The 24,113-nt window shown below is 61.7% G+C and carries 28 protein-coding genes and 1 tRNA gene; 24 read left to right on the forward strand and 5 right to left on the reverse strand.

From position 1 onward, the window contains the following. The first annotated feature begins 42 nt into the window (after nucleotides 1–42). The 11 genes from H9642_RS04910 (at nucleotide 43) to H9642_RS04960 (ending at nucleotide 9,921) form a co-directional block, all read left to right on the forward strand. Nucleotides 43–417: a chemotaxis response regulator CheY gene (locus tag H9642_RS04910; protein WP_251835267.1), complete on the forward strand. Its 375-nt coding sequence runs from the start codon at nucleotides 43–45 to the stop codon at nucleotides 415–417. A 17-nt stretch (nucleotides 418–434) separates the two neighbouring features. Beyond that, a complete protein-coding gene (locus tag H9642_RS04915; RefSeq protein ID WP_251835268.1) occupies nucleotides 435–1,220 on the forward strand; it encodes a protein phosphatase CheZ in 786 nt (261 codons plus the stop codon). Between the two features lie 11 nt (nucleotides 1,221–1,231). Beyond that, a complete protein-coding gene (locus tag H9642_RS04920) occupies nucleotides 1,232–3,328 on the forward strand; it encodes a chemotaxis protein CheA (RefSeq protein WP_251835269.1) in 2,097 nt (698 codons plus the stop codon). 45 nt (nucleotides 3,329–3,373) lie between these two features. Then, nucleotides 3,374–4,456 carry a protein-glutamate methylesterase/protein-glutamine glutaminase gene (locus H9642_RS04925; protein ID WP_251835270.1) on the forward strand — a complete coding sequence of 361 codons (1,083 nt, stop codon included), beginning with the start codon at nucleotides 3,374–3,376 and terminating at the stop codon, nucleotides 4,454–4,456. After that, nucleotides 4,456–5,196: a flagellar motor protein gene (locus H9642_RS04930; protein WP_251835271.1), complete on the forward strand. Its 741-nt coding sequence runs from the start codon at nucleotides 4,456–4,458 to the stop codon at nucleotides 5,194–5,196. Before H9642_RS04925 ends, H9642_RS04930 begins: the two co-directional genes overlap by 1 nt. A gap of 2 nt (nucleotides 5,197–5,198) precedes the next feature. Continuing rightward, on the forward strand, nucleotides 5,199–6,089 hold the full coding sequence (gene motD, locus H9642_RS04935) for a flagellar motor protein MotD (protein WP_251835272.1): 891 nt from the start codon (nucleotides 5,199–5,201) through the stop codon (nucleotides 6,087–6,089). 26 nt (nucleotides 6,090–6,115) lie between these two features. After that, on the forward strand, nucleotides 6,116–6,904 hold the full coding sequence (locus tag H9642_RS04940) for a ParA family protein (protein WP_251835273.1): 789 nt from the start codon (nucleotides 6,116–6,118) through the stop codon (nucleotides 6,902–6,904). A gap of 70 nt (nucleotides 6,905–6,974) precedes the next feature. Further along, nucleotides 6,975–7,859 (forward strand): CheW domain-containing protein, encoded by an 885-nt coding sequence (locus H9642_RS04945; RefSeq protein WP_433962670.1) that lies wholly within the window; start codon nucleotides 6,975–6,977, stop codon nucleotides 7,857–7,859. Between the two features lie 90 nt (nucleotides 7,860–7,949). Further along, nucleotides 7,950–8,429: a chemotaxis protein CheW gene (locus tag H9642_RS04950; RefSeq protein ID WP_251835275.1), complete on the forward strand. Its 480-nt coding sequence runs from the start codon at nucleotides 7,950–7,952 to the stop codon at nucleotides 8,427–8,429. 6 nt (nucleotides 8,430–8,435) lie between these two features. Continuing rightward, nucleotides 8,436–8,855, forward strand: a complete 420-nt coding sequence (locus H9642_RS04955) for a DUF2802 domain-containing protein (RefSeq protein WP_251835372.1) — start codon at nucleotides 8,436–8,438, stop codon at nucleotides 8,853–8,855. Nucleotides 8,856–8,946: 91 nt separating this feature from the next. Further along, nucleotides 8,947–9,921, forward strand: coding sequence for an aq_1923 C-terminal domain (locus tag H9642_RS04960; RefSeq protein WP_251835276.1), 975 nt, complete (start codon nucleotides 8,947–8,949; stop codon nucleotides 9,919–9,921). A gap of 178 nt (nucleotides 9,922–10,099) precedes the next feature. Here the strand turns inward: H9642_RS04960 and H9642_RS04965 are convergent, their stop codons facing one another. Continuing rightward, on the reverse strand, nucleotides 10,100–10,381 hold the full coding sequence (locus tag H9642_RS04965) for an EscU/YscU/HrcU family type III secretion system export apparatus switch protein (RefSeq protein WP_251835277.1): 282 nt from the start codon (nucleotides 10,379–10,381) through the stop codon (nucleotides 10,100–10,102). Beyond that, on the reverse strand, nucleotides 10,378–11,901 hold the full coding sequence (gene fliK, locus H9642_RS04970) for a flagellar hook-length control protein FliK (RefSeq protein WP_251835278.1): 1,524 nt from the start codon (nucleotides 11,899–11,901) through the stop codon (nucleotides 10,378–10,380). Before fliK ends, H9642_RS04965 begins: the two co-directional genes overlap by 4 nt. Nucleotides 11,902–12,098: 197 nt before the next feature. Between fliK and ccmA the strand changes: the two genes are divergently transcribed. The 10 genes from ccmA (at nucleotide 12,099) to H9642_RS05020 (ending at nucleotide 19,485) form a co-directional block, all read left to right on the forward strand. Next, complete coding sequence (gene ccmA, locus H9642_RS04975; RefSeq protein ID WP_251835279.1) at nucleotides 12,099–12,734, forward strand: cytochrome c biogenesis heme-transporting ATPase CcmA; 636 nt, start codon at nucleotides 12,099–12,101, stop codon at nucleotides 12,732–12,734. Next, nucleotides 12,731–13,402 carry a heme exporter protein CcmB gene (gene ccmB, locus H9642_RS04980; RefSeq protein ID WP_251835280.1) on the forward strand — a complete coding sequence of 224 codons (672 nt, stop codon included), beginning with the start codon at nucleotides 12,731–12,733 and terminating at the stop codon, nucleotides 13,400–13,402. Before ccmA ends, ccmB begins: the two co-directional genes overlap by 4 nt. 82 nt (nucleotides 13,403–13,484) lie before the next feature. Continuing rightward, nucleotides 13,485–14,240 (forward strand): heme ABC transporter permease, encoded by a 756-nt coding sequence (locus tag H9642_RS04985; RefSeq protein WP_251835281.1) that lies wholly within the window; start codon nucleotides 13,485–13,487, stop codon nucleotides 14,238–14,240. Then, nucleotides 14,237–14,413, forward strand: coding sequence for a heme exporter protein CcmD (gene ccmD, locus H9642_RS04990; RefSeq protein ID WP_251835282.1), 177 nt, complete (start codon nucleotides 14,237–14,239; stop codon nucleotides 14,411–14,413). Before H9642_RS04985 ends, ccmD begins: the two co-directional genes overlap by 4 nt. Continuing rightward, a complete protein-coding gene (gene ccmE, locus H9642_RS04995) occupies nucleotides 14,410–14,862 on the forward strand; it encodes a cytochrome c maturation protein CcmE (protein WP_251835283.1) in 453 nt (150 codons plus the stop codon). Before ccmD ends, ccmE begins: the two co-directional genes overlap by 4 nt. Then, nucleotides 14,859–16,832, forward strand: a complete 1,974-nt coding sequence (locus H9642_RS05000; protein ID WP_251835284.1) for a heme lyase CcmF/NrfE family subunit — start codon at nucleotides 14,859–14,861, stop codon at nucleotides 16,830–16,832. The genes ccmE and H9642_RS05000 overlap by 4 nt, the downstream gene beginning before the upstream one ends. After that, a complete protein-coding gene (locus tag H9642_RS05005) occupies nucleotides 16,829–17,356 on the forward strand; it encodes a DsbE family thiol:disulfide interchange protein (protein WP_251835285.1) in 528 nt (175 codons plus the stop codon). The genes H9642_RS05000 and H9642_RS05005 overlap by 4 nt, the downstream gene beginning before the upstream one ends. Beyond that, nucleotides 17,353–17,826: a cytochrome c-type biogenesis protein gene (locus tag H9642_RS05010; RefSeq protein ID WP_251835286.1), complete on the forward strand. Its 474-nt coding sequence runs from the start codon at nucleotides 17,353–17,355 to the stop codon at nucleotides 17,824–17,826. The genes H9642_RS05005 and H9642_RS05010 overlap by 4 nt, the downstream gene beginning before the upstream one ends. Further along, a complete protein-coding gene (gene ccmI, locus H9642_RS05015; RefSeq protein WP_251835287.1) occupies nucleotides 17,823–19,019 on the forward strand; it encodes a c-type cytochrome biogenesis protein CcmI in 1,197 nt (398 codons plus the stop codon). The genes H9642_RS05010 and ccmI overlap by 4 nt, the downstream gene beginning before the upstream one ends. A gap of 34 nt (nucleotides 19,020–19,053) precedes the next feature. Then, on the forward strand, nucleotides 19,054–19,485 hold the full coding sequence (locus H9642_RS05020) for a hypothetical protein (protein ID WP_251835288.1): 432 nt from the start codon (nucleotides 19,054–19,056) through the stop codon (nucleotides 19,483–19,485). A 252-nt stretch (nucleotides 19,486–19,737) separates the two neighbouring features. Here H9642_RS05020 and H9642_RS05025 read toward each other — a convergent pair whose 3' ends face one another. From H9642_RS05025 to mobA, 3 genes are all read right to left on the reverse strand, one after another. Then, nucleotides 19,738–19,968 carry a hypothetical protein gene (locus tag H9642_RS05025; RefSeq protein WP_251835289.1) on the reverse strand — a complete coding sequence of 77 codons (231 nt, stop codon included), beginning with the start codon at nucleotides 19,966–19,968 and terminating at the stop codon, nucleotides 19,738–19,740. Between the two features lie 429 nt (nucleotides 19,969–20,397). Beyond that, nucleotides 20,398–20,474, reverse strand: a tRNA-Pro gene (locus H9642_RS05030). An 85-nt stretch (nucleotides 20,475–20,559) separates the two neighbouring features. Next, nucleotides 20,560–21,174: a molybdenum cofactor guanylyltransferase MobA gene (gene mobA / locus H9642_RS05035; RefSeq protein WP_251835290.1), complete on the reverse strand. Its 615-nt coding sequence runs from the start codon at nucleotides 21,172–21,174 to the stop codon at nucleotides 20,560–20,562. Between the two features lie 69 nt (nucleotides 21,175–21,243). Here mobA and moaB point away from each other — a divergent pair, with 69 nt between their 5' ends. The 3 genes from moaB (at nucleotide 21,244) to H9642_RS05050 (ending at nucleotide 24,082) form a co-directional block, all read left to right on the forward strand. After that, entirely contained in the window at nucleotides 21,244–21,783 is a 540-nt protein-coding gene (moaB, locus tag H9642_RS05040) for a molybdenum cofactor biosynthesis protein B (protein ID WP_251835291.1), read from the forward strand. Then, a complete protein-coding gene (locus H9642_RS05045; protein WP_251835292.1) occupies nucleotides 21,780–22,991 on the forward strand; it encodes a molybdopterin molybdotransferase MoeA in 1,212 nt (403 codons plus the stop codon). The genes moaB and H9642_RS05045 overlap by 4 nt, the downstream gene beginning before the upstream one ends. 170 nt (nucleotides 22,992–23,161) lie before the next feature. Continuing rightward, the gene (locus H9642_RS05050) at nucleotides 23,162–24,082 is read left to right on the forward strand and encodes a chemotaxis protein CheV (protein ID WP_251835293.1); all 921 of its coding nucleotides are present in this window, start codon (nucleotides 23,162–23,164) and stop codon (nucleotides 24,080–24,082) included. Nucleotides 24,083–24,113: the final 31 nt, after the last annotated feature.

The following is a 24,113-nucleotide window of genomic DNA, read 5'->3' on the forward strand; positions in this document are numbered from 1 at the left end:
CTGCGTTTTTACACTGTGTGGAGGTCGAATTTGGACAAGAACATGAAAATCCTCATCGTTGATGATTTTTCAACGATGAGACGCATCATCAAAAACCTGCTGCGTGACTTGGGCTTCACCAATACCGCCGAGGCCGATGACGGCCTGACGGCGTTACCCATGTTGCAAAGCGGCAATTTCGACTTCCTGGTGACCGACTGGAACATGCCCGGCATGAGCGGCATCGATCTGCTGCGCATCGTGCGTGCCGACGAGCGCTTGAAGAACCTGCCGGTGTTGATGGTGACTGCGGAAGCCAAGCGCGACCAGATCATCGAAGCGGCGCAGGCAGGGGTTAACGGCTATGTCGTCAAGCCTTTCACTGCTCAAGGTCTCAAAGAAAAAATCGAAAAGATCTTCGAGCGAGTCAACGGCTGACAGGCCTCGGAGGAACAATGGAAAACCGCGATGTGAAGGGGGAGCTGGAAACCAGCTTGATGCACAACGCCCGCCAGTTGATGGACAGCCTGGAGAATCGGCAGTTCGGCGAGGCCGTGCAGATCATCCACGAGCTCAACAAGGTGCGTGATCGCGGTCTGTATCATGAAGTGGGCAAGCTCACCCGCGAACTGCATACCGCCATTGTCAATTTTCATATCGATCCGCGTTTGACGGATGGCAACGAGGCGTCGCAAATCACCGACGCCACCGAGCGCCTGTCCTATGTGGTAGAGATGACCGAGCGGGCGGCCAACCGGACCATGGATCTGGTGGAGGAGTCCGTGCCGATGGTCAGTGCGCTGCATGACGAAGCGAGCGCATTGCGCCAGGAGTGGCAACGCTTCATGCAGCGTGAAATGGATGCACAGGGGTTTCGCCATCTGGCCCGTCGCGTTGAGCAGTTCTTTGCCCGGTGCGAGCAGGACAGCGAGCGTTTCAGTGCGCAGTTGAATGAAATCATGCTGGCGCAGGACTTCCAAGACCTGACCGGACAGGTCATCAAGCGCGTCACCTCGCTGGTAACCGAAGTGGAAAGCGATCTGATCAAGCTGATGCTGATGGCCAGTGATGTCGATCGTTTCACGGGTATTCAGCATGACCATGCCGAACTGCGAGCGGAGCTAGACCAACAAAAAAATTCTTCACAGGGTGAAGGTCCGCAACTTAATGCCGATAAACGTGATGATGTCGTGTCCGGTCAGGACGACGTCGACGATCTGCTTTCCAGTCTTGGGTTTTAGGGGGCACTGTTATGAGCTTCGACGCCGATGATGAAATCCTCCAGGATTTCCTGGTGGAGGCCGGCGAGATTCTCGAGCAACTGTCCGAACAGTTGGTGGAGTTGGAAAGCCGTCCGGATGATATGGATCTGCTCAATGCGATCTTCCGCGGTTTCCATACCGTCAAGGGCGGTGCAGGCTTTCTGCAGCTCAATGAGCTGGTGGAATGTTGCCATATTGCGGAAAACGTCTTTGACATGCTGCGCAAGGGTGGACGACGCGTCGATCCCGAGCTGATGGACGTGGTCTTACAGGCCCTCGACGCCATTAACAGCATGTTTACCGAGGTGCGCGAAGGGGCTGAACTGACACCGGCCACGCCCGAGCTGCTGGCCGCGCTGGCGCGTCTGGCCGACTCGAATGCCGCTCCCGTCGCTGCGCCTGTTGCGTCTGTTACTCAGACTGCGGCCACGACATCCGAAGCTGCCAAACCCGGCGCCGATGTGGACATTACCGACAGCGAGTTCGATCAATTACTCAGTGCCATCGCCGAGCCGGCGGCAGCGGTGACAGACGAAATCACCGACGACGAGTTCGAGAATCTGCTGGATGAGCTGCACGGCAAGGGTAAGTTCGTGCCTGACGCCATCGAAGCGCCGGTGCAGCCGGCCGCGAGTGAGGACATCACTGACGACGAATTTGAAAGCCTGCTGGACGAGCTGCACGGCAAAGGCAAGTTTGTGCCGGATGCCATTGAAGCGCCGGTGCAGCCGGCCGCGAGTGAGGACATCACTGACCACGAATTCGAAAGCCTGCTGGACGAGCTGCATGGCAAGGGTCAGTTCAAGCCCGAGCAGGTCGCCACGCCGGTAGAACGTGCTCCGGCGATCCCGTCTGCGCAGCCGCTGGCTGCCGCCAAGCCGAGCAAGCCTGCGAGTGCCCCGGCCAAGCCGGCGAGCGAGGCGGAAACCACCGTCCGTGTGGATACCGCGCGCCTGGACGAGATCATGAATATGGTCGGCGAGCTGGTGCTGGTGCGTAACCGCCTGGTGCGCCTGGGTCTGAACAGCGGCGACGAGGAAATGGCCAAGGCCGTATCCAACCTCGATGTGGTCACGGCCGATCTGCAGACCTCGGTGATGAAGACACGCATGCAGCCGATCAAGAAGGTGTTCGGCCGCTTCCCGCGTCAGATCCGCGACATGTCCCGTCAGCTCAAGAAGGAAATCAATCTCGAGCTGATCGGTGAAGACACCGACCTGGACAAGAATCTGGTCGAGGCGCTGGCCGATCCGTTGGTGCACTTGGTGCGCAACGCGGTGGACCACGGCATCGAAATGCCTGAAGAGCGCGAAGCCGCCGGCAAGCCGCGCACCGGCAAGGTGGTGCTGTCCGCCGAGCAGGAAGGCGATCACATTCTGTTGCTGATCACCGATGACGGCAAGGGCATGGATGCCGAGGTTCTGCGTGCCAAGGCTGTGGAAAAGGGCATGCTGGACAAGGATGCCGCCGATCGCCTGAGCGACCTCGAATGCTACAACCTGATTTTTGCGCCGGGCTTTTCCACCAAAAAGGAAATTTCCGACGTGTCCGGACGCGGCGTGGGCATGGATGTGGTGAAAACCCGCATCGCCCAGCTCAACGGCAGCGTCACGGTGCATTCCACCAAGGGCCTGGGCTCCAAGGTGGTCATCAAGGTGCCGCTGACGCTGGCGATCATGCCGACGCTGATGGTTATGCTTGGCGATCAGGCTTTCGCCTTCCCGCTGGTCAACGTCAACGAAATCTTCCACCTCGACTTGTCGGACACCAACGTGGTGGATGGCCAGGAAGTGGTGATTGTGCGCGACAAGGCCTTGCCGCTGTTCTATCTCAAGCGCTGGCTGGTGCCTGAGGTCGCGGACCAGGAGCAGAGCGAAGGGCATGTGGTGATTCTGTCGATCGGCAATCAGCGCATCGGCTTCGTCGTCGACCAGTTGGTGGGGCAGGAAGAAGTGGTCATCAAACCGCTGGGCAAGATGCTCCAAGGCACGCCCGGCATGGCTGGCGCGACCATAACCGGCGACGGGCGTATTGCCCTGATTCTCGATGTGCCGAGCATGCTCAAGCACTACGGACGTCGTATCTGATGCCAAACGCCGGTCCTTAGGGGCCGGCGCGTTTTAGGAGTAGTTATGGCTATCAATGTCCTGGTTGTGGACGATTCCGGCTTTTTTCGTCGTCGGCTCACCGAGATCCTCGGCTCCGATCCGCGGATCAAAGTGGTCGGCACGGCCAACAACGGGCAAGAGGCGATCGATAAAACGCTGGCATTGAAGCCGGATGTGATCACCATGGATTACGAGATGCCGTTGATGGACGGTATCACCGCTGTGCGCGCGATCATGCAGCGTTGCCCTACTCCGGTATTGATGTTCTCTTCGCTGACCCATGAAGGCGCCCGGGTAACCCTGGATGCGCTGGATGCTGGGGCGGTCGATTACCTGCCGAAGAATTTTGAAGACATCTCGCGCAATGTCGAGAAGGTCAAAACGCTGCTGTGCGAAAAGGTGCTGACGGTTGCCAACGGCGGCCGGCACATGCGCCGCAGCGCTGCGGCGCATGTGCGCGCCGAGCGTCTGCCGCTGCGCAGCGAAGCGCCGACACGAACCGTCGAAACGAGCGCTGTCGAGCGGCTTCCTGCGCCCAAGCGCAAGGCTTACAAGCTGGTGGCCATTGGCACCTCGACCGGTGGGCCGGTCGCGTTGCAACGTGTACTGACCCAGTTGCCGGCCAATTTTCCCACGCCCATCGTGTTGATCCAGCATATGCCGGCAGCGTTCACCGGCGCCTTTGCCGAGCGGCTCGACAAACTGTGCAAGATCCGCGTCAAGGAAGCCGAGGACGGCGATATCCTGCGCCCCGGCCTGGCGCTGCTGGCGCCGGGTGGCAAGCAGATGATGATCGACACGCGTGGCGCGGTGAAGATTCTTCCCGGCGATGAGCGCCTCAATTACAAGCCCAGCGTAGACCTGACCTTCGGCTCGGCGGCCAAGTCCTTCCAGGACAAGGTACTGGCCGTGGTGCTCACCGGCATGGGGGCGGATGGGCGCGAAGGCGCCCGTCTGCTCAAGCAGAGCGGCAGCCAGGTGTGGGCGCAGGATGAGGCGAGCAGCGTGATTTATGGCATGCCCATGGCCATAGCCAAGGCCAACCTGGCCGATGCCATTTTCAGCCTTGACGATATCGGCCGACATTTGACCGAGGTGTGCCAGTAATGGATGTATTGAGTCTGATCGGGATCCTGCTGGCGTTTGTGGCGATCCTGGGTGGCAATATTCTCGAAGGCGGTACGATCGGCTCGCTGCTCAATGCGCCGGCGGCGCTGATTGTGGTGGGCGGGACGCTGGCGGCCAGCTTGCTGCAGAGCCGCTTGCCGGTGCTCAAGCGCACCTTGCAGATCAGTCACTGGATTCTCCTGCCGCCTCGGGTGGAGCTCACCGAAGGCATCGAGAAAGTCACCCGCTGGAGCCTGGTCGCCCGCAAGGAAGGCCTCTTGGGCCTTGAACCGATGACCGACGACGAGCCCGATCCCTTTGCGCGCAAGGCCATGCAGTTACTGGCCGATGGGGTCGAGCCGGCCAATATCCGCAATATTCTCGAAGCCGACATGTTCACCCAGGAAGAGCGCGACCTGCAGGCCGCCAAGTTCTACGAAGCGATGGGGGGTTATTCGCCCACCATTGGCATCATTGGGGCAGTCATGGGCCTGATCCAGGTGATGGGCAATCTGAGCGATCCTTCCCAGCTGGGCAGCGGTATTGCTGTGGCGTTCGTGGCGACCATCTATGGCGTGGCGTTTGCCAACCTGTTGCTGCTGCCGATCGCCAACAAGCTCAAGGCAGTGGTCCGCGTGCAGTCGCGTTATCGGGAAATGCTCATCGAGGGCATTCTGTCGATTGCCGAGGGTGAGAACCCGCGCTCCATCGAATTGAAGCTCAAAGGGTTTTTGGACTAGCCATGTCGCTTCGACGTCGCAATCGCGGGCTCAACGACGAGCCCTCCGGCAATGATCGCTGGCTGGTGTCCTATGCCGATTTCATTACCTTGATGTTCGCCTTTTTCGTGGTGATGTACGCCAGTTCGACGGTCAACGAAAACAAGTACAAGGTGCTCTCCGATAGCCTGGTCGGCGTGTTCAAGCAGCAGGAGCGGGCCACCAAACCCATCCCGATCGGGGATGAGCGCCCACGCACCCGCACTCAAGAAGAGCTATTGCGCGATGACGGCGGTCCGATGCCGGACGAGGAAAACGACCCGCTGGCGCAGATCACGCGCAGCGTCGAGCAGGCCTTTGCCGGGCTGATCGAAGCCGGACAACTGATCGTGCGCGGCACCGAGTCCTGGGTGGAAATCGAGCTTAAATCCAGCCTGCTGTTCCCCAGCGGCGATGCCCTGCCACAAGACGCAGCGTTCGACATCATCGAGAAGGTCGCCAAAATCCTGGCGCCGTTCGACAACCCCATCCAGGTGGAGGGGTTTACCGACAACCTGCCTATCAGCACGCCGTTGTACCCGACCAACTGGGAATTGTCCGCAGCGCGCGCGGCGAGCATCGTGCGCATGTTGCACATGGATGGGGTTGCAGCGCAGCGCATGGCCGCCGTCGGTTACGGCGAACATCAACCGGTTGCCGACAACAGCACCGCCAGTGGACGGGCGCAGAACCGCCGCGTTGTGCTGGTCATCTCGCGCTTCCTCGATACGCGGCGCAGTGCGGATGCGCAAGGGAATCAGCGTCAGGCAGTGAATGGCATGCAACCTGCAAAATCACCGATCGGTCAGGGAACAGCGGACAGTGCTGTCAATTCCCCGGCTGTCGCCATGCAGGCCGGCAGTGGCTCGCGCTGAACGCAGCGGGTTTTAGAGGGCGGTGAATGAAAGTCTGGGCAGTAGCCAATCAGAAAGGAGGGGTCGGCAAGACCACCTCAAGCCTCGCCCTGGCGGGGTTGCTGGCCGATGCAGGCCAGCGCGTGTTGGTCGTGGATCTCGATCCCCACGGTTCGATGACCAGTTATTTTGGTTATGACCCCGACAAGCTCGAGCGCAGCGGCTTCGATCTGTTTTTGCACAGTGGCCAGGTGCCCCAGGGGCTAGCGCGCGAATTGCTTGTGCGCACCAGCCATGGGCGGATCATGCTGTTGCCCGCCAGCACTGCGCTGGCCACGCTGGAGCGGCAATCGCCTGCCAAGAGTGGTCTGGGGCTGGTCATGTCCAAGGCATTGGCGCAACTGTGGAACGATTTTGATCATGTGCTGATCGACAGCCCGCCGTTGCTTGGCGTGTTGATGGTCAACGCCCTGGCCGCCAGCCAGCAACTGATCGTGCCGGTGCAGACCGAGTTTCTGGCTGTCAAAGGGCTGGAGCGCATGGTCAACACCCTGACCATGATCAACCGCTCGCGCCGCCAGGCCCTGCCTTACATGATCGTGCCGACCTTGTTCGACCGTCGCTCGCACGCCTCGCTATCCACCTTGAAACTGCTGCGTGGACGCTATCCCGAGCACATCTGGCCCGCCTACATACCGGTCGATACGCGCCTGCATGAGGCCAGCCGTGCTGGGCTCGTGCCCTCCCAGTTCGACCCCGGAAGCCGCGGCGTGATTGCCTATCGGTCGCTGCTGAAAACCTTGCTGGGCCGGCAAGCGGGAGCGCAGCCGACATGATGCGCCGACTCTCAAGCAATGCACCGGTGCGGTCGATAGCGGGTAAAGGAGGGTTTAGCGAATGCAAGAGATAAGCACGCGCGTGGTTACGCTGTCGGCCCCCCAGCAGGCCCTACAATCCTATCTGGATGAACTGTTGCAGGATGCCGCACTGGAGCTGGAACAGAGCCAGGCCAGCGAGGATGAATTTCAGGCTGCAGTGCGCGAAGAGCTGCAGCGGGACCGTCAGGCGCCGCAGCGTACGCCCTCCGTCGCGGCGAAGGTGGTAGCGCCGGTTGAGATGCCCGTGGCCGTCCCGGTAGCGCCTGTAGCCAGCGTTGCACCCATTGCCCCACCGGCTGAACGGTCGGCGCCCGTCGCGCCGCCTGTCGCCAAGGCAGCGCCCATTGCTCCGCCGTCCAAGACGCCGCTACAGCCCCCCGTCGCTACCCCGGCCGCGACCATTGCGGCCCCTGTTGCCGCACCACCGTCGCCACCGCTCATTCGTGCCGCACGGCCGAGTTGGGGTGAGGAGCCGTTTGAGTGCCTGCTGTTCGATGTGGCCGGCCTGACACTGGCTGTGCCGCTGGTGTGCCTGGGCACAGTGCATTCGCTGCAGGGCCAGGAGCTGACGCCGATCTTCGGCCAGCCGGACTGGTTTCTCGGCATGCTGAGCACTCACTCCGGCAACCTCAAAGTGCTCGATACGGCGCGTTGGGTGATGCCCGAGCGTTACCGCGATGAATTTCGCGACCACTTGAAGTTTGTGATCACCATTCAGGGCTACGACTGGGGGCTGGCGGTGCATCAGGTTGACCGCTCGATTCATCTGCACCCCGGGCAGGTTAAATGGCGCACGCAGCGGACCCAGCGGCCGTGGCTGGCGGGCACCGTGATTGAGCACATGTGCGCGCTGCTGGATGTCGCCGCACTGGCCGATCTGATCCGCAGCGGTGCCCATACGCGAAAGAGTTGATTGATATTTCAAGGCCCCACGGGCCTGGACACGCATTCGGCCTACTGGCCGCGCGCATCGCCATAAACGGTTCTTGACGAGGTTTGAACAATGAAAAACATGACAGCGCAAGGCTCTGACGATCCCATTCTGCAGTGGGTGACCTTTCGCCTGGATAACGAATCCTATGGCATCAATGTCATGCAGGTGCAGGAAGTGCTGCGCTACAGCGAGATCGCGCCCGTGCCGGGAGCACCCAGCTATGTGCTGGGGATCATCAACCTGCGCGGCAATGTGGTGACGGTCATCGACACCCGCCAGCGCTTCGGCCTGGACTCGGCGGACATCACCGACAACAGCCGTATCGTGATCATCGAGGCGGACAAGCAAGTCGTTGGCATACTGGTCGACAGCGTTGCTGAAGTGGTTTACTTGCGCCAGTCGGAAATCGAAACCGCCCCCAACGTCGGTAACGAAGAGTCGGCCAAGTTCATCCAGGGCGTGTGCAACAAGAACGGCGAGTTGCTGATTCTGGTTGAACTGGAGAAGATGATGAGTGAAGACGAATGGCTGGAGCTTGAGAACTTCTAAATGATCTTGAACCTCGTCGCGATCGCACTGGCCGTGATCTCGCTGACTGCCCTGGGCACAGTGATCTGGCTAGCCGCCCACCTGCGTCGCTTGAATGCAGGTGTCGAACATCAGTTCCGCCAGCATGCCGAGCGTCATAGCAAGCGTGACAAGCGCATGCAGGAATTGAGCAAGCAGCTCGAAACCTATATTGGCGTCTGCGTGAAGATGGGCGACGAGTTGCAGGAGTTGCGCCAACTGGTGACGCCCCTGCCGGAACGCCTGGGCAAGCTCGAGCAGAGTGATCCGACCATGGTCTCGTTTATCCAGGCGTCGCGCCTGGTGGGGCTCGGCGCGAGCATCGAGGACCTGACCCAGTCCTGCGGCCTGACCAAGGGCGAGGCCGAACTGGTCAGCAAGCTGCACCAGGCGCGCCGCCCGGAATAAAAACCGGCACGCGCAAGCGTTGGGCCCGGACAACGGGCCTGACCTTCCTCTTTCCTTGTCGGGCGTCGCCCCGTAATGGACTCCCTCCTTCATGAGCAAACGCTTACAACTGATCCTCATCATCGCGGCATTCGTGCTGGTTGGTGGTTACTTTTCGGCCCACAGCTACGTTGAGCAGGAAATCCAGGGCGCCTTGACGCGCTGGCTGGAGGAGAACGAGCTGGAAGAGCGCATGAGCTGGGAGTCGTCTTCGGTTTCCCTGCTCGACCAGTCTCTGACGCTGACAGGGGTTACCCTGACGCTGGACGGCGCGGACCCGCTGAGCGCCCGCGAAGTGGTGATTTCCGACTATCTGGAAAACGCTGAGCGGCTACGCAGTCGCGTGCGCATCAGCGGTTTGATCCAGCAGGGAGCGGAGCTCGAAGAGATCAACCAGATGCTGCGCGACCAGGCGGCGCTATTGAACCTCAGCGAAGCGCAGACGCTGCAGATCGCGCCCGTTGATCTGCTGGTGGTCAGCGATCAGAACGATGTCACCGGCGAGGCCTTGTCGGAGTTCAGCCTGACCATGCCGGGTGTCATCAGCGCCGACGTGCACCTGAGCATGACGGACCTGTATGACCTGCGCGCGCAGAGCAAACGCCTGAATGCACAGCTGATGGCCAAGACCACGCCGGAGGAGTTGTCCGCTAAGGATATTCAGCAGGTGCTCGATGTGTTGCTCAAGGGCAGTCTCGACGCGTTCAGCCTGCGGCTCGAGGACCAAGGTCTGCTGCCCTTTGCGCTGACGGCCTGGCGTGGCAACAACGGCTTCAGCGAGGAGCAGTTCACTCAATGGATCGAAAATAGCCGTTCAGGCTGCCAGTTCGTTCTCTACTCCCTGCCCGAGACGCTGGCGCCGACCTGCGATCTGGTCGAGCCGCTGTTGCGCGGCCAGTTGCGTGAACTGACCCTGGCTGCCAGTCCGCAGCAGCCCGTGAAACTGGCCGAGCTATTCGAAGTGACCAGCAACCCCGCGCTGGTGACGGTGTTTGATCAGCTCAACCTGAGCATCACCGGCCAGTAGATTCGTGAGAGCAGGGCGTTTCTCCCAGACTCCTGTTCAATGTGGTTCCGTGGGTGGATGGCGTTGTTACATCCACCATGACCACCGCTCGGTGGATCGCCACTCGGTGGACCGCCACCCGGTGGATCGCCACCCGGTGGATCGGTAACGCGTGATCCACACGACCAACGACATTCCATTAGTCCGGGATAAACCCCACAGGACGCTTGCCCTTCAAATACCAGGCGAAGGCAATGATCTCCGCGATGCAGCGGTACAACGCTTCGGGGATCTCATCGCCCAGCTCCAGGCGCGCCAACAGGCGCAACAAGTCGGCATTTTCGTAAATAGGCACCTGATGCTCGCGGGCCAAGGCGAGAATCGCCTCGGCCAGGGCATCCTCGCCTTTAGCGGTCAGGGTGGGGGTGTGCTGGCCGTCGTAGCGCAGGGCAATGGCGTGGCGGGTAGTGTGGTCACTCATGCGTTGTCGTCTATCCAGCAGTGTTCAACAGGGGTCGCAGACGGCTGCGGCGGTACGCCCTGCCGGCAGTTCAGCTCGCCCACCGTTAGGCCAGCGGCCTGCAGCCGCTCGCGCAGTTGCCCGAGTTCCTGTGCAATGAGGGTTGCGGTCTGTGCGTGCGCGGCCCACAGTTGGCCGGATAACTGGCCCCGGCTTAACTGCGCCTGAACCTGCAATGGGCCCAAGGGCGCGAGGTCGAAGGCCAGGTCGATCTTCCACAGGCTTTCGCGATCCGACTCGCTTGGGCGAGCATCGGGCTGCTCGCGCTGGATTTTCAGCTGCAAAGGCGTGGGCTGATCGCGCAGCGGCAGCTCCATCTGCCAGGTGGTGGTAAGGGGGTTGTCGGGTCCGCCCTGGGTCTGCGCCAGGCTGGACAACTGATGGGTCTGAACCCGGGAAATGGCCGCAGCGGCGAGCTTCAACAGGCTTTGCACATCACCTTCGCTTTCCAGTTCGGCGGCCAGGCGGCTCGGTAGGGGAAAACTCAGCCCCGGCGCGCGCCCATTTTGCTGGCCCAGCACACCGAGCAGGCTACGGGCGACGCTCGGCAGACTGCTGGCCAGGGCCGCGCTGGCGGGCGTGGTGGCCAGCGCCAGGCTATTAAGCCCGGGCGCAAGCTGGGCAACCAAGCGCAGCAGGTTAGCCTTAAGGTCGTGGGTCAGGGTGCCCGCCTGGCTGCTTAACAGTCGTTGCTCAAGTCCCAGGCCGCTGTCTTTCATCGCCTGGGCCAATCGTTGCGCATCACCCAGTTGGCCGAGGGTTGGCAGATTGTTTTGCAACTGCTCGATGCTTTGGCGCAGTGCGGGTGACAGGCTGTGTGGCTCCAGGCGGGCGAGGGCATTGAACACGGCTTGCAGCGAGCCTTGACGAGCATGCTGGGAAGCCAGTTGTTGCAGCGCGTCGAGCTGCTCCAGGCGTGCGCCCAACGGTAAAAACTGCAACGTCTGGCCATCGCGCACCTGGGCGCTGAACAGACTGCCGACCGTTAAAGGGTGAGCACTTTCCAGCACCAACTGGCGCCCGGCCAGAGGCGGGCTGAGCACGTGCACAATGATCTGTTGCAGGTTCGTCACGCTGTTCGGCGTGTTGCTCAGCACCCGGGCTTGCAGCAGGCTGCCCGCTGGCAACTGGCTCAGATCCAGGCGCTGCAACGGACGCTCTGCCGTCGTGATCAGATTGGCCAGTAGGCGATTGCCCGTCTGTGCCGTGAGCTGCAGTTGACTGCCTACGCCGGGCGCGGGGCTGTCGCCGGCGCGTACCTGGAGCTGTGCGGTGCGTCCATCGGGTAGGGTCAGGCGCAGCGTCAGGTGCTGGCCTGTCGATAAATCTCGCTGGGCGGTGACTTCGGCCTGCGCACGCTGCCCGGGCGCGAGCAAGGCTTCGAGCGGTTGCAGCGCGGTCAGGCGCACTTGCAAGGTCGTAACCGGCGCCGAACTGCTCAACGACGCCGTGCTGGGTGGGGAAAAATTGATTTCGCTCATGAAATGGTTATACGCCCTTACAACCTGCCCCAATTGCCCGCATTGAGTGAGAGGAGTCACATGTATAATGCCGCCCCAATCGGATCGGCGCTCCCTTCTTCTCAGGTAACGGCCGTCTCCAGACTGACTTGAGGCACGTGGTCGGCAGATACCGCGGCGTGTCGCTGTTTTGTCGCATTTATTTGGATAGGCATGGCGTGAGCAGTCCCTTTCTCGAAACCGTAGCGCTGACTTGTGAGCGCGACTGGCGCGTGTTGTTCGAAGGCCTGGAGCTGCGGCTGTTGCCGGGTGACATGCTGCAGGTCGTGGGCCCCAATGGCAGCGGCAAGACCAGTTTGCTGCGCCTGCTGTGCGGGCTGATGCAACCCACCGCTGGCGAAGTACGCTTGCAGGGCGAGCCGCTGGCCGCCAGGCGCGGCGAGCTGGCGCGCAATCTGCTGTGGATCGGTCACGCCGCCGGGATCAAGGGCTTGCTCACTCCGGAAGAGAACCTGGCCTGGCTGTGCGCCTTGCACCAGCCGGCCGATCATGAGGCGATTCGCCAGGCACTGACAGCGGTCGGCCTGCGTGGTTTCGAAGATGTTCCCTGCCATACACTGTCCGCGGGACAGCAGCGTCGTGTAGCGCTGGCCAGACTCTATCTGCAGGCTCCACCCTTGTGGATTCTCGATGAGCCGTTTACTGCGCTGGACAAGCAAGGCGTAGCGCAACTGGAGAGCCATCTGGCCCAGCATTGTCTGCAGGGCGGCATGGTAGTGTTGACCACTCATCACTCGCTGGACGAAAAACCTGCCGGCTATCGGGAACTTGATTTAGGGCAGCGCGCCGCATGAGTAACGTCTTTACCCTGTTGCTCGCGCGCGAGGCGCGCTTGTTGTTTCGCCGCCCCGCTGAGTTGGCCAATCCACTGGTCTTCTTCGCCATCGTGATCGCCATGTTCCCCCTGGCGGTGGGGCCCGAGAGCCAGTTGCTGCAAACGCTTTCACCGGGACTGGTGTGGGTGGCGGCGCTCTTGGCCGTGCTGCTCTCACTGGATGGGCTGTTTCGCAGCGACTTCGAAGACGGTTCGCTGGAACAGTGGGTCGTTTCGCCGCACCCTCTGGCTCTTCTGGTGCTTGCCAAGGTACTGGCACACTGGCTGTTCACCGGGTTGGCCCTGGTGCTGCTTTCGCCCTTGCTGGCGTTGATGCTGGGTTTGCCGTCGCGCTGCCTGCCGGTACTGCTGGCCACGCTGCTGCTCGGTACGCCGATCCTCAGCCTGCTGGGCGCGGTGGGCGCGGCGCTGACCGTAGGCCTCAAGCGCGGCGGGTTGCTGCTGGCGCTGCTGATTTTGCCGCTGTACATCCCGGTGCTGATTCTTGGCAGCGGAGCGTTACAAGCGGACCTGCAAGGATTGCCCACAGCCGGCCACCTGTTGTGGCTGGCCAGTCTGACCGCTCTGGCGGTCACCCTGACCCCTTTCGCCGTTGCTGCCGGTTTGCGGATCAGCGTAGGCGAATAGGATTTAAATGGCGCATCGGGCGCCACTTGATATGACGAAAGGGCCGGGCGGCGATCCGGTGCCGCGACCTAAGAGTGTTGCAATGAACTGGACATGGTTTCACAAGCTGGGTTCGCCCAAATGGTTCTACGAAATCAGTGGCCGCTGGCTGCCCTGGTTGGGCGCGGCGGCTGTGCTGTTGCTGGTCGTCGGCACCGTCTGGGGCCTGGCGTTTGCACCGCAGGACTACCAGCAGGGCAACAGCTTCCGGATCATCTACATCCATGTGCCTGCGGCCATCCTCGCCCAGTCGATCTACCTGATGCTGGCGGTGGCTGGCGTCGTCGGATTGGTGTGGAAGATGAAGCTGGCTGACGTGGCCTTGCAGCAGGCCGCGCCGCTGGGCGCCTGGATGACTGTGATCGCCCTGGTGACCGGCGCCGTGTGGGGCAAGCCGACCTGGGGCGCCTGGTGGGTATGGGACGCGCGCCTGACCTCGATGCTGATCCTGCTGTTCCTGTATTTCGGCGTCATCGCTCTGGGTAACGCGATCACCAACCGCGACAGCGCCGCCAAGGCCTGCGCCGTGCTGGCCATCGTCGGCGTGGTCAATATCCCGATCATCAAGTATTCGGTGGACTGGTGGAACACGCTGCACCAGCCGGCCACCTTCAAGCTCACCGAGAAGCCGGCGATGCCGATGGAAATGTGGCTGCCGTTGCTGGTCATGGTCATCGGCTTTTACTGTTTCCTCGCCACGGTGGTGTTGATGCGCATGCGCCTTGAAGTGCTCAAACGTGAATCGCGCAGCAGCTGGGTAAAAGCCGAGCTGCGCGCCCAACTGGAGGGACGTCGGTGAATTTCGCCTCCTTCTCCGAATTTGTCGCCATGGGCAACCATGGTCTGTACGTGTGGACGTGCTACGGCATCAGCCTGGCCGTCATCCTGTTCAACGTCGCCCAGCCGTTGCTGGCGCGCCGGCGTTATCTGCAAGAAGAGGCGCGTCGTCTGCGCCGGGAGGAAATGAAGTGAATCCTGTGCGCAAGAAGCGTCTGATCATCGTGCTGGCCATCGTCGTCGGGGTTGGCGCTGCGGTCGGCCTGGCCTTGTCGGCGTTGCAGCAGAACATCAACCTGTTCTATACCCCCACGCAAATTGCCAATGGTGAGGTGCCGGAAGGTGTGCGTATTCGCGCCGGCGGCATGGTCAAGGAAGGCTCGTTGAAGCGCTCCGAAGACTCGTTGCTGGTCGAGTTCGTAGCCGGCGACGGTGCTGCTGAAGTGACCATGCGCTACCAGGGCATCCTCCCCGACCTGTTCCGCGAAGGGCAGGGCATCGTCGCCCTGGGCCGCCTGAATGCCGACGGCGTGCTGGTCGCCGACGAGGTGTTGGCCAAGCACGACGAGAACTACATGCCGCCGGAAGTGACCCAGGCCCTGGAAAGCGCCAAGCTGCAGAATAATGCGGAGGCGACCCAATGATTCCCGAGCTTGGCCACCTGGCCCTGATTCTGGCCTTTTGCCTGGCTATCGTACAGTCCACGCTGCCGCTGATCGGTGCGTGGCGCGGTGATCGCCTGTGGATGGGCCTGGCGCAGCCAGCGGCGTGGGGGCAATTCTTCTTCCTCACGGTGTCCCTGGCCTGCCTGACCTATGCGTTTCTGGTCGACGATTTCTCGGTCGCCTATGTCGCCCATAACTCCAACAGCGCCTTGCCCTGGTTCTTCAAGTTCAGTGCCGTGTGGGGCGCCCATGAAGGCTCGCTGCTGCTGTGGGCCTTCATTCTCGGTGGCTGGACCTTTGCCGTGGCGGTGTTCTCCCGTCATCTGCCGGAAGAAATGCTGGCCCGCGTGCTGGCGGTGATGGGCATCATCAGCATCGGCTTCCTGCTGTTCCTGATCATGACCTCCAACCCCTTCGAGCGCCTGCTGCCGCAAGCGCCAATGGACGGTCGCGACCTCAACCCGTTGCTGCAAGACTTCGGCCTGATCGTCCACCCGCCGATGCTCTACATGGGCTACGTCGGTTTCTCGGTAGCCTTCGCCTTCGCCATTGCCGCGTTGCTGGGCGGTCGTCTGGACGCTGCCTGGGCACGCTGGTCGCGCCCTTGGACGCTGGTTGCCTGGGCGAGCCTGGGCATTGGCATCGTGCTCGGCTCCTGGTGGGCCTACTACGAACTGGGCTGGGGCGGCTGGTGGTTCTGGGATCCGGTGGAAAACGCCTCTTTCATGCCTTGGCTGGTGGGTACCGCGCTGATTCACTCGCTGGCGGTCACCGAAAAGCGTGGCGTGTTCAAGAGCTGGACCGTGCTGCTGGCGATTGCTGCGTTCTCGCTGAGCCTGCTGGGTACTTTCCTGGTGCGTTCCGGGGTGCTCACCTCGGTACACGCCTTCGCGGCCGACCCCGAGCGGGGCGCGTTCATCCTGGTGTTCCTGCTTATCGTGGTGGGTGCCTCGCTGGCACTGTTCGCGGTGCGTGCACCGGTGGTCAAAAGCCAGGTCGGCTTTGCTCTGTGGTCCCGCGAGACCTTATTGCTGGTCAATAATCTGGTGCTGGTGGTGGCCACGGCGATGATTTTGCTCGGCACCCTGTATCCGCTGCTGCTCGATGCGTTGACCGGCGCCAAGCTGTCCGTTGGCCCGCCGTACTTCAATGCGATGTTCCTGCCGCTGATGGCGATCCTGATGCTGGCCATGGCGGTGGGCGTGCTGGTGCGCTGGAAGGACACGCCGGTGAAATGGCTGTTGAACATGCTCACGCCCGTGCTGATCGGCAGTGCGGTGCTTGGTGGTCTGGCGTCCGTGCTGCTGGGCGATTTCCACTGGGCGGTGCTGGCCGTGTGCTTGCTGGCAGCCTGGGTGGTGCTGGCCAGCGTACGCGATCTACTCGACAAGACCCGTCACAAGGGGCTGTTTAAAGGCATGCGCAGCCTGAGCCGCAGCTACTGGGGCATGCATTTGGCCCACCTGGGGATTGCCGTGTGTGCCATTGGCGTGGTGCTGTCTTCCCTGCAGAGCGCCGAGCGCGACCTGCGCATGGCGCCGGGCGAGTCCCTCGAACTGGCCGGCTACCGCTTCGTCTTTGAAGGTGCGGTACACCACGAAGGTCCCAACTACACCTCCGATAAGGCCACGCTGCGCGTGTTCGAGAACGACAAGCAGATCGCCGTGCTGCACCCCGAGAAGCGTCTGTATACCGTGCAGATGATGCCGATGACCGAAGCCGGTATCGATCCCGGGTTGTTCCGCGATCTCTATGTCGCCCTCGGTGAGCCGCTGGAAGATGGCGCCTGGGCCGTGCGCTTGCACGTCAAACCTTATGTGCGCTGGATCTGGCTGGGCGGGTTGATGATGGCTTTTGGTGGCGTGCTGGCCACGCTGGACCGTCGCTACCGCGTCAAGGTCAAGAGTCGCGTACGTGAAACCTTGGGCCTGACAGGAGTACCGGCATGAAGCGTGGATTGCTGCTGATTCCGTTAGCGATCTTTCTGATTGTCGCGGCCTTCCTGGCCAAGGGGTTGTTTCTCAATCCCCAGGAGCTGCCTTCAGCCCTGATCGGCAAGCCGTTCCCCGCCTTTGAGTTGCCGAGTGTGCACGAAGGCAAGGCGGTCACCCGTGAGGCGCTGCTCGGCAAGCCGGCGTTGGTCAACGTGTGGGCGACCTGGTGCCCGACCTGTCGAGCCGAGCATGAAACGCTTAATGCGTTGGCCAGTCAGGGCGTGGTAATCCATGGCGTCAATTACAAGGATGACAACGCGGCGGCGCGCAAGTGGCTGACGGATTTGCTCGATCCCTACCAGATCAACATTGAAGATAAAGTCGGCAGCCTGGGTCTGGACCTGGGTGTCTATGGCGCGCCGGAAACCTTCCTCATCGACAAGCACGGCATCATCCGCCACAAGTATGTCGGTGCCATTGACGAGCGCGTCTGGCGCCAGCAGCTGGCACCGCTTTACCAGGAGTTGCTCGACGAATGAAACGTTTGCTTGCCGCTGTGTTGTGCAGCCTGGCACTGTCCGGTTTGAGCTGGGCTGCCATTGATACCTACGAGTTTGCCAGCGAGGCTGAGCGTCAGCGGTTTCGCACGCTGACCTTCGAATTGCGCTGCCCCAAGTGCCAGAATCAGAACATCGCCGATTCCGACGCACCCATCGCCATGGACCTGCGCCGGGAAATCTACCGGATGATGGGGGAAGGCCAGAGCGACAAGCAGATCGTCGATTACCTGGTGGCCCGCTATGGCGATTTCGTGCTGTACAACCCGCCCGTCGAAGCCCGCACCCTGTTGCTCTGGTACGGACCCTGGGCGTTGCTGGGCGGTGGGCTGCTGGTGTTGCTGATCATTGTCGTGCGCAAGCGCAAGGTTGAAAGCGCACCGCAAAAAGCCCTGCTGTCCGCCGAAGAGCAGCAGCGTCTCTCTCATTTGCTGGATAAGAAAGACTCATGATCGATTTCTGGCTTGCCGCCGTCGTGCTATTGCTGGTGGCCTTGGCGTTTATATTGATTCCGGTGCTGCGCGGCCGTCACGCCCAGCGCGAGGAAGACCGTACTGCCCTTAACGTGGCGCTTTTCGAGGAGCGCCAGGCCGAGCTGGAGACCCAGCATGCTGCCGGCACCCTCAATAATGAACAATTCGCAGCAGGCAAAGCTGAGGCGGCCCGTGAGCTGCTGGCCGATACGGAAAACGTAGACGTACAGCGCAGTGCGCACCTGGGCCGCACCGCGCCGTTGCTGGCGGCGGTACTGGTGCCGGTGTTGGGCCTGGGCCTGTATATGTACTGGGGCGCCAGCGACAAGCTGGAACTGTCCCGCCAGTTCGACCAGGCACCGGCCTCGATGAGCGAAATGGTTGCCCGTCTGGAGCAGGCGGTCAAAGCCCAGCCAGAAGCGGCGGAAGGGTGGTACTACCTGGCGCGAGCCTATATGGTCGAAGAGCGTCCGGCCGATGCGGCCAAGGCGTTCGAGCGTACTGTGACGCTGGCAGGCCGTGATCCCGCATTGCTTGGCCAGTGGGCCCAGGCGCTGTACTTCGCCGGTGGCCAGCAGTGGTCCGAGCAAATCCAGTCGCTGACGCGCGAAGCGCTGCACATTGATCCTGAAGAAACGACGACCTTGGGCTTGCTGGGCATCTCTGCCTTCGAGGCCGGGCGTTTTGCCGAAGCGGTCGAGCACTGGGAAAGACTGGTTGCTACCTTGCCGGCCGATGACCCGTCGCGTGCGGCGATTCAAAGCGGTATCGAGCGTGCCCGCGCCCAGGCGGGCGATCAGTCGCAGGGCACCCAGGCGGCCCCGGTTAACGTTCAGCTCAAGATGCGGGTAGAACTGGGTGCGCAAGTGCGCGATCAGGTCCAGCCGGGCGATACCGTGTTCGTGTTCGCCCGCGCCGTCGATGGGCCGCCGGCCCCCCTGGCAGCCAAGCGGCTTAGCGTTGCCGAGTTGCCGGCTGAGCTGACCTTTACGGATGCCGATGCAATGCTTCCCCAGTTGCGCTTGTCCAACTTTCCGAAGGTCGAGCTGGTGGCGCGAATTTCCCGGGGCGGTGACCCGCAGAGTGGAGAGTGGATCGGGCGCAGCAAGGCGGTGGATTCCAGCAATACGCAACTCCAGCAGCTCGTCATCGATCAACCCGATAGGCCCTGAATAACAGCCGGCTCTGGCCGGCTCTGGAGAAGAGATGCAGCGGCGCGCGCCCTGGTTGCACCTGAGTCGAGTCGTCCTGGGATCGCTGATGGTGGTACTGGCGGGCTGTGCCAGCGATGCGGTCTACCATTTGCCCGGTTCACAACCACAGCGCCAGCCAGCGCCTGTGCCTGAATCACCGACCCGTCCGGTGATTACGCCTGCGGTCCCGGCCACGCCTTCCCCTGGCACGCCGTCAGTCCCGGCCACGCGCAAGACGCATCCGCGTTACGCGCCGCCTCCACACCTGGATGCCCATTGGGACAATCAGCTGGGGGTCTATGTCGTCAGTGGTCAATCACTCTATTACCGCGAACGCCTTTACTACCGCTGGAGCAATGGCTGGTACTGCGCCGGCCAGCCGGGTGGTCCTTGGGAGGCGGTCGACGAGCCTAGCGTTCCCACGGGATTACGCGGCTTGCACTGAAGTGCCGCTCGTTGGGCGGCTGGCTGATGTCATCCAGGAATCCAGGCGTACCACGAGAAATGCTTGTCGGTGAGGCTGCGCGGTAGATTGACGCGTCGAAGATTGGACGAGCGTGCTGATGTTTTTTCGGTGTGAGACTGCTCAATTCCGTCGAGCGGATTTCGCGAGTCCAAAAAGCAGAAAGCCCCGCGGGATAGCGGGGCTTGGGTGAGGATGGTAGGTCATGAGCTACCTGTATCGTTCTGTTGTCGGTTACGCCGCCAGAGTCTTGCTGCGGGCGCGTTCGATGACGCGTTGCAATCGCTCGCTGCCCTGATAGTGCTCAGGGTAGAGGCGTTCGCTGTGACAGGCGATGCCGTGCTCGTTTACCAGCGTAAAGCTGAAATTACCTTTGCGGCTGGGTGCCAGAAAATGGCAGTCAAGCGGTGCGAAGGCTTCGGATAGAACGCGGATTGCGTCCTGGGCGCGATGTTGAATAGACATATTATTATGTGTTCCTTTTGCAAAAAACGACTGTAGCCGTTTGTGAAGGCTCCGAATCCCGCCACTCACCTGAGTGGTCGTAATGTTCCTTATCGGAGCAGTGCCGCCAACGGAAGGTTCCGTAACCTGCTAGGTAAAGCTTAAGCAAGCTACGTGACAGTTGTGCGGCGGGTTATCAAGTTTGCGTGCGGCAGGGATAAGGTACTGATCCCTGTGGTTCCGTACTGATCGTTCGTCGGGCTTTTGAGGGTCTTTCGAAGTGTGACTTCCAGCTGTGGCGAACGGGAATCGCCTGGAAATCCACACCGGGTGACGGTCGACTTGATAACTAACGAGGGTCACTCTAGCCCATTTGCAGCGGACGTGCATAGGGGTAGAGAAATCTTGAAATAGAAAAACCCGCCGAGCAAGGCGGGTTTTTCGGGAGTTTGGTCGGAGCGACAGGATTCGAACCTGCGACCTTCTCGTCCCGAACGAGACGCGCTACCAAGCTGCGCTACGCTCCGTTTGGATGGCGCGCATTGTACCGAAAAACTTTTGATGCACAAGGGGTTAGGGAGGATTTTTTTCGCGGCCCGGTGACAAACGGGGTCATGTGCCGCCTGGGTTACCGGCCGGAACGGCGTGCTGTAGCAAGTCCGGGGTGTTCAGGTTGGCGAGGCGAATATCGTCCTCCGGGCAATCCAGGGCAATGGCGCCGTGGCGAATTAAAACGTGTCGAGGCGCGCGTTCACCGGCAAGCCAGGCGTGCTCGATACTGTCACGCAAGCTCACCGGAATTAGACTGAACAGAGGCTGCCAATGATCACCCTGGCGCAGCATTACGGGTCGCTGTGGGTGACGGACGGCCTGCTGGCGGATGGCATCGATCAGGTCGCCGTCGATCAGGGGGGCATCGCAGGGCAAAATCAGCAGGTGGTCGTGCCTGGCAGCTGCAAGGCCGGCGCGTATGCCCGCCAGAGGGCCTGGAAAATCATCATTCTGATCGGTCACCAGGCGGTCGGCGAAGGGCCGATAGCGATCGATATTGCGGTTGCAGGAAATGATCAGATCGTCGGTCAGCGGTCGGACGCAGTCATGCAGCCAGGCAATCAACGGGCGGCCCTGCCAGTCGATCAGCCCTTTGTCCCGGCCGCCCATGCGCTGGCCACGTCCGCCCGCCAGCAGAAGTACCGAGCAGGATGGCAGGACTAAGGGGGCAGGCATGGCGGGGCTCCTGGGGCAGGGGGCTGTGATATAACACTGCGACGTGAACCCCACAACTGGAAGCTGTTCATGAATCACAAGGCTGATGCGCTGTTTGTTCCCCTAAGTATTGCCGTACTCACCGTAAGTGATACGAGAAGTCTGGAAACCGACACTTCCGGTCAACTGTTCGTTGACCGCCTGACGGCTGCCGGCCATTCCCTCGCCGAGCGGGTATTGCTTAAGGACGATCTTTACAAGATTCGCGCGCAAGTCGCGACCTGGATTGCCGATGAGCGCGTTCAGGTGGTCCTGATCACCGGAGGCACCGGCTTTACCGGGCGCGACAGCACCCCAGAGGCGGTGAGCTGCCTGTTCGACAAGCAGGTGGATGGTTTCGGTGAGCTGTTCCGGCAGGTTTCCTACGCCGACATCGGTACCTCCACCGTGCAGTCCCGAGCGCTGGCCGGCCTGTCCAACCGTACGCTGGTGTGCTGCCTGCCGGGGTCCACCAATGCCTGTCGCACAGCCTGGGACAGTATCCTCGCCGAACAGCTGGATGCCCGCCACCGTCCGTGTAACTTCGTGGCACACCTCGTGCGCGCCGAGGCGTGTGGGAGTCGCGGATGAGCAGCGAACCTTCGGCTTTATTGCCGCTAGATACTGCGCTGGAGCGGCTGCTGGCGCTGGCCGACGCGACGCCGATTATCGACTGCGAAGAAGTGACTCTGGATCAGGCGCAAGGCCGGGTGCTGGCTGATGCGCTATTGGCCGGGCTCGATTTGCCGCCCTGGGACAACAGCGCGATGGACGGTTACGCGCTGAATCTCGCCGACTGGCAGGGCGAGCCACTGCCGGTCGGGCAGCGACTCTTCGCTGGCAGCGCGCCGACGCTGTTGCAACCGGGGAGTTGTGCACGGATTTTCACCGGTGCGCCGCTGCCCGAAGGCGCAGACTGCGTTGAAATGCAGGAAAACGTCGAGGTGCTGGCGGATGGCCGAGTGCGTTTTCTGCAACCGCTCAGGACGCGCCAAAACGTACGGCCCAAGGGGCAGGAGACCCGCATCGGCGATTGCGTGCTGGCGGCCGGCAGCCGGTTGGGGCCCATTGAGCTAGGCCTGGCAGCATCGCTGGGGCAGGCGAGTCTGCGGGTGCGCCGCCGGCCACGCGTGGCGGTGCTGTCGACGGGCGATGAATTGGTGGAGCCGGGGCTGCCGCTGGGCCCTGGACAAATCTACAACAGCAATCGTCGTGTGCTGTGCAGCTGGTTGCAACGTCTGGGCTGCACGGTGGTGGATGTCGGCATCCTGCCTGACGATGCGCAGGCCACCCGTGAAGCGTTGGCGCGTCTGGGCGAGGTCGATCTGATTCTGTCCAGTGGAGGCGTTTCGGTCGGCGAGGCGGATTTTCTCGGCCAGGTACTGCGCGAGGCAGGCGAACTGGCTTTTTGGAAGTTGGCGATCAAACCGGGCAAGCCGCTGACCTGCGGGCACTATCGAGGCGTTCCGGTGCTCGGATTGCCCGGTAATCCAGCCTCGACGCTGGTGACCTTCGCGTTGCTGGCCCGACCCTATCTGTTACGCCGACTGGGCGTGACCAGCGTGGTGCCGCTGGGGTTCGACGTGCCGTCGGGCTTTGTTTGGAGCAAACCGGGCAAGCGCCGCGAGTACCTGCGCGCCCGCGTGGAACAGGGACGCGCCGTGATGTATGCGAACCAGAGCTCCGGCGTGTTGCTCAGCGCCGCCTGGGCCGAAGGCCTGGTGGAGGTGCGCGAAAATACAACGTTTTCCGAAGGCGATCCGGTGCGTTTCATCCCGTTCAGCGAGGTCTTGAATTAGCGTCTGCGCATAGCCTGCGTTGCTCTGCGAGAGGCAGGCGTTGCGCTTGCATTCGGGCTATGCCGGAATGCGCGGCAGCTGACCTCCCGCCAGAGCACTACAGCTGCGCCTGCTTCGGCCGATAACCTGACAGCAGCAGGTTAGATCCGTCGGATAACACAGGAGCAGGCATGGCCAGCATTCTCGATTCAGTAGACCAACGAACCCAATTGGTGGGTGAGAATCGCCTGGAGATTCTCCTGTTCCGCCTGTCCGGGCGGCAGCTCTTTGCAATCAACGTCTTCAAGGTGCAGGAAGTCCTGCAGATGCCGCGCCTGAACCGTATGCCCCACCGGCATCCATGCGTGTGTGGTGTGGTCAACCTGCGCGGGCAGACCCTGCCGGTCATCGACCTTGCCAAGGCAATCGGCATGCGTCCGCTGCAGTCTGAAGCGAGCACCATCATCGTTACGGAATACAACCGGTCAGTGCAGGCGTTCCTGGTCAGCAGCGTCGAGCGCATCTTCAACCTCAATTGGGAAGCGGTGCAGCCTCCGCCCAGTGGCGCCGGCCGCCAGCATTATCTGACCTCAATCACCAAGGTCGATGACCAACTGGTGGAAATCATCGACGTGGAAAAAGTGCTGGCCGAGATCGTGCCCTACAACGCACAGGTGTCCAGCGAGCTGCTGGCGGACCCGATCTTTAAGAAGGCCGCTGGACGTGAAGTGCTGATCGTGGACGACTCCGGCGTGGCACTTGCGCAACTGAGCGAGACCCTCTCTCAACTGAACTTGACAATCCACACCGCCAGCGACGGCTTGAAAGGCCTGCAGAAGCTCCAGCAATGGGCCGATGCGGGCGAAGTGCTGACCGATAAGCTGCTGATGGTGTTTACCGACGCAGAGATGCCCGAAATGGACGGCTACCGGTTGACCGCTGAAATTCGCCAGGACCCGCGCCTGCGTGATCTGTACGTGGTGCTGCATACCTCGCTGTCGGGCAACTTCAACGAGGCGATGGTGAAGAAAGTCGGGTGCGATAACTTCCTCTCCAAATTCCAGCCGGACCGCCTGGTAGACGTGATTCGCGACCGCCTGCTGCGAGACTGAGTACGCCGGGTACGCCGGCGCGGGTGCGCAA

The organism is Serpens gallinarum (genome assembly GCF_014836765.1).
Lineage (GTDB): Bacteria > Pseudomonadota > Gammaproteobacteria > Pseudomonadales > Pseudomonadaceae > Serpens > Serpens gallinarum.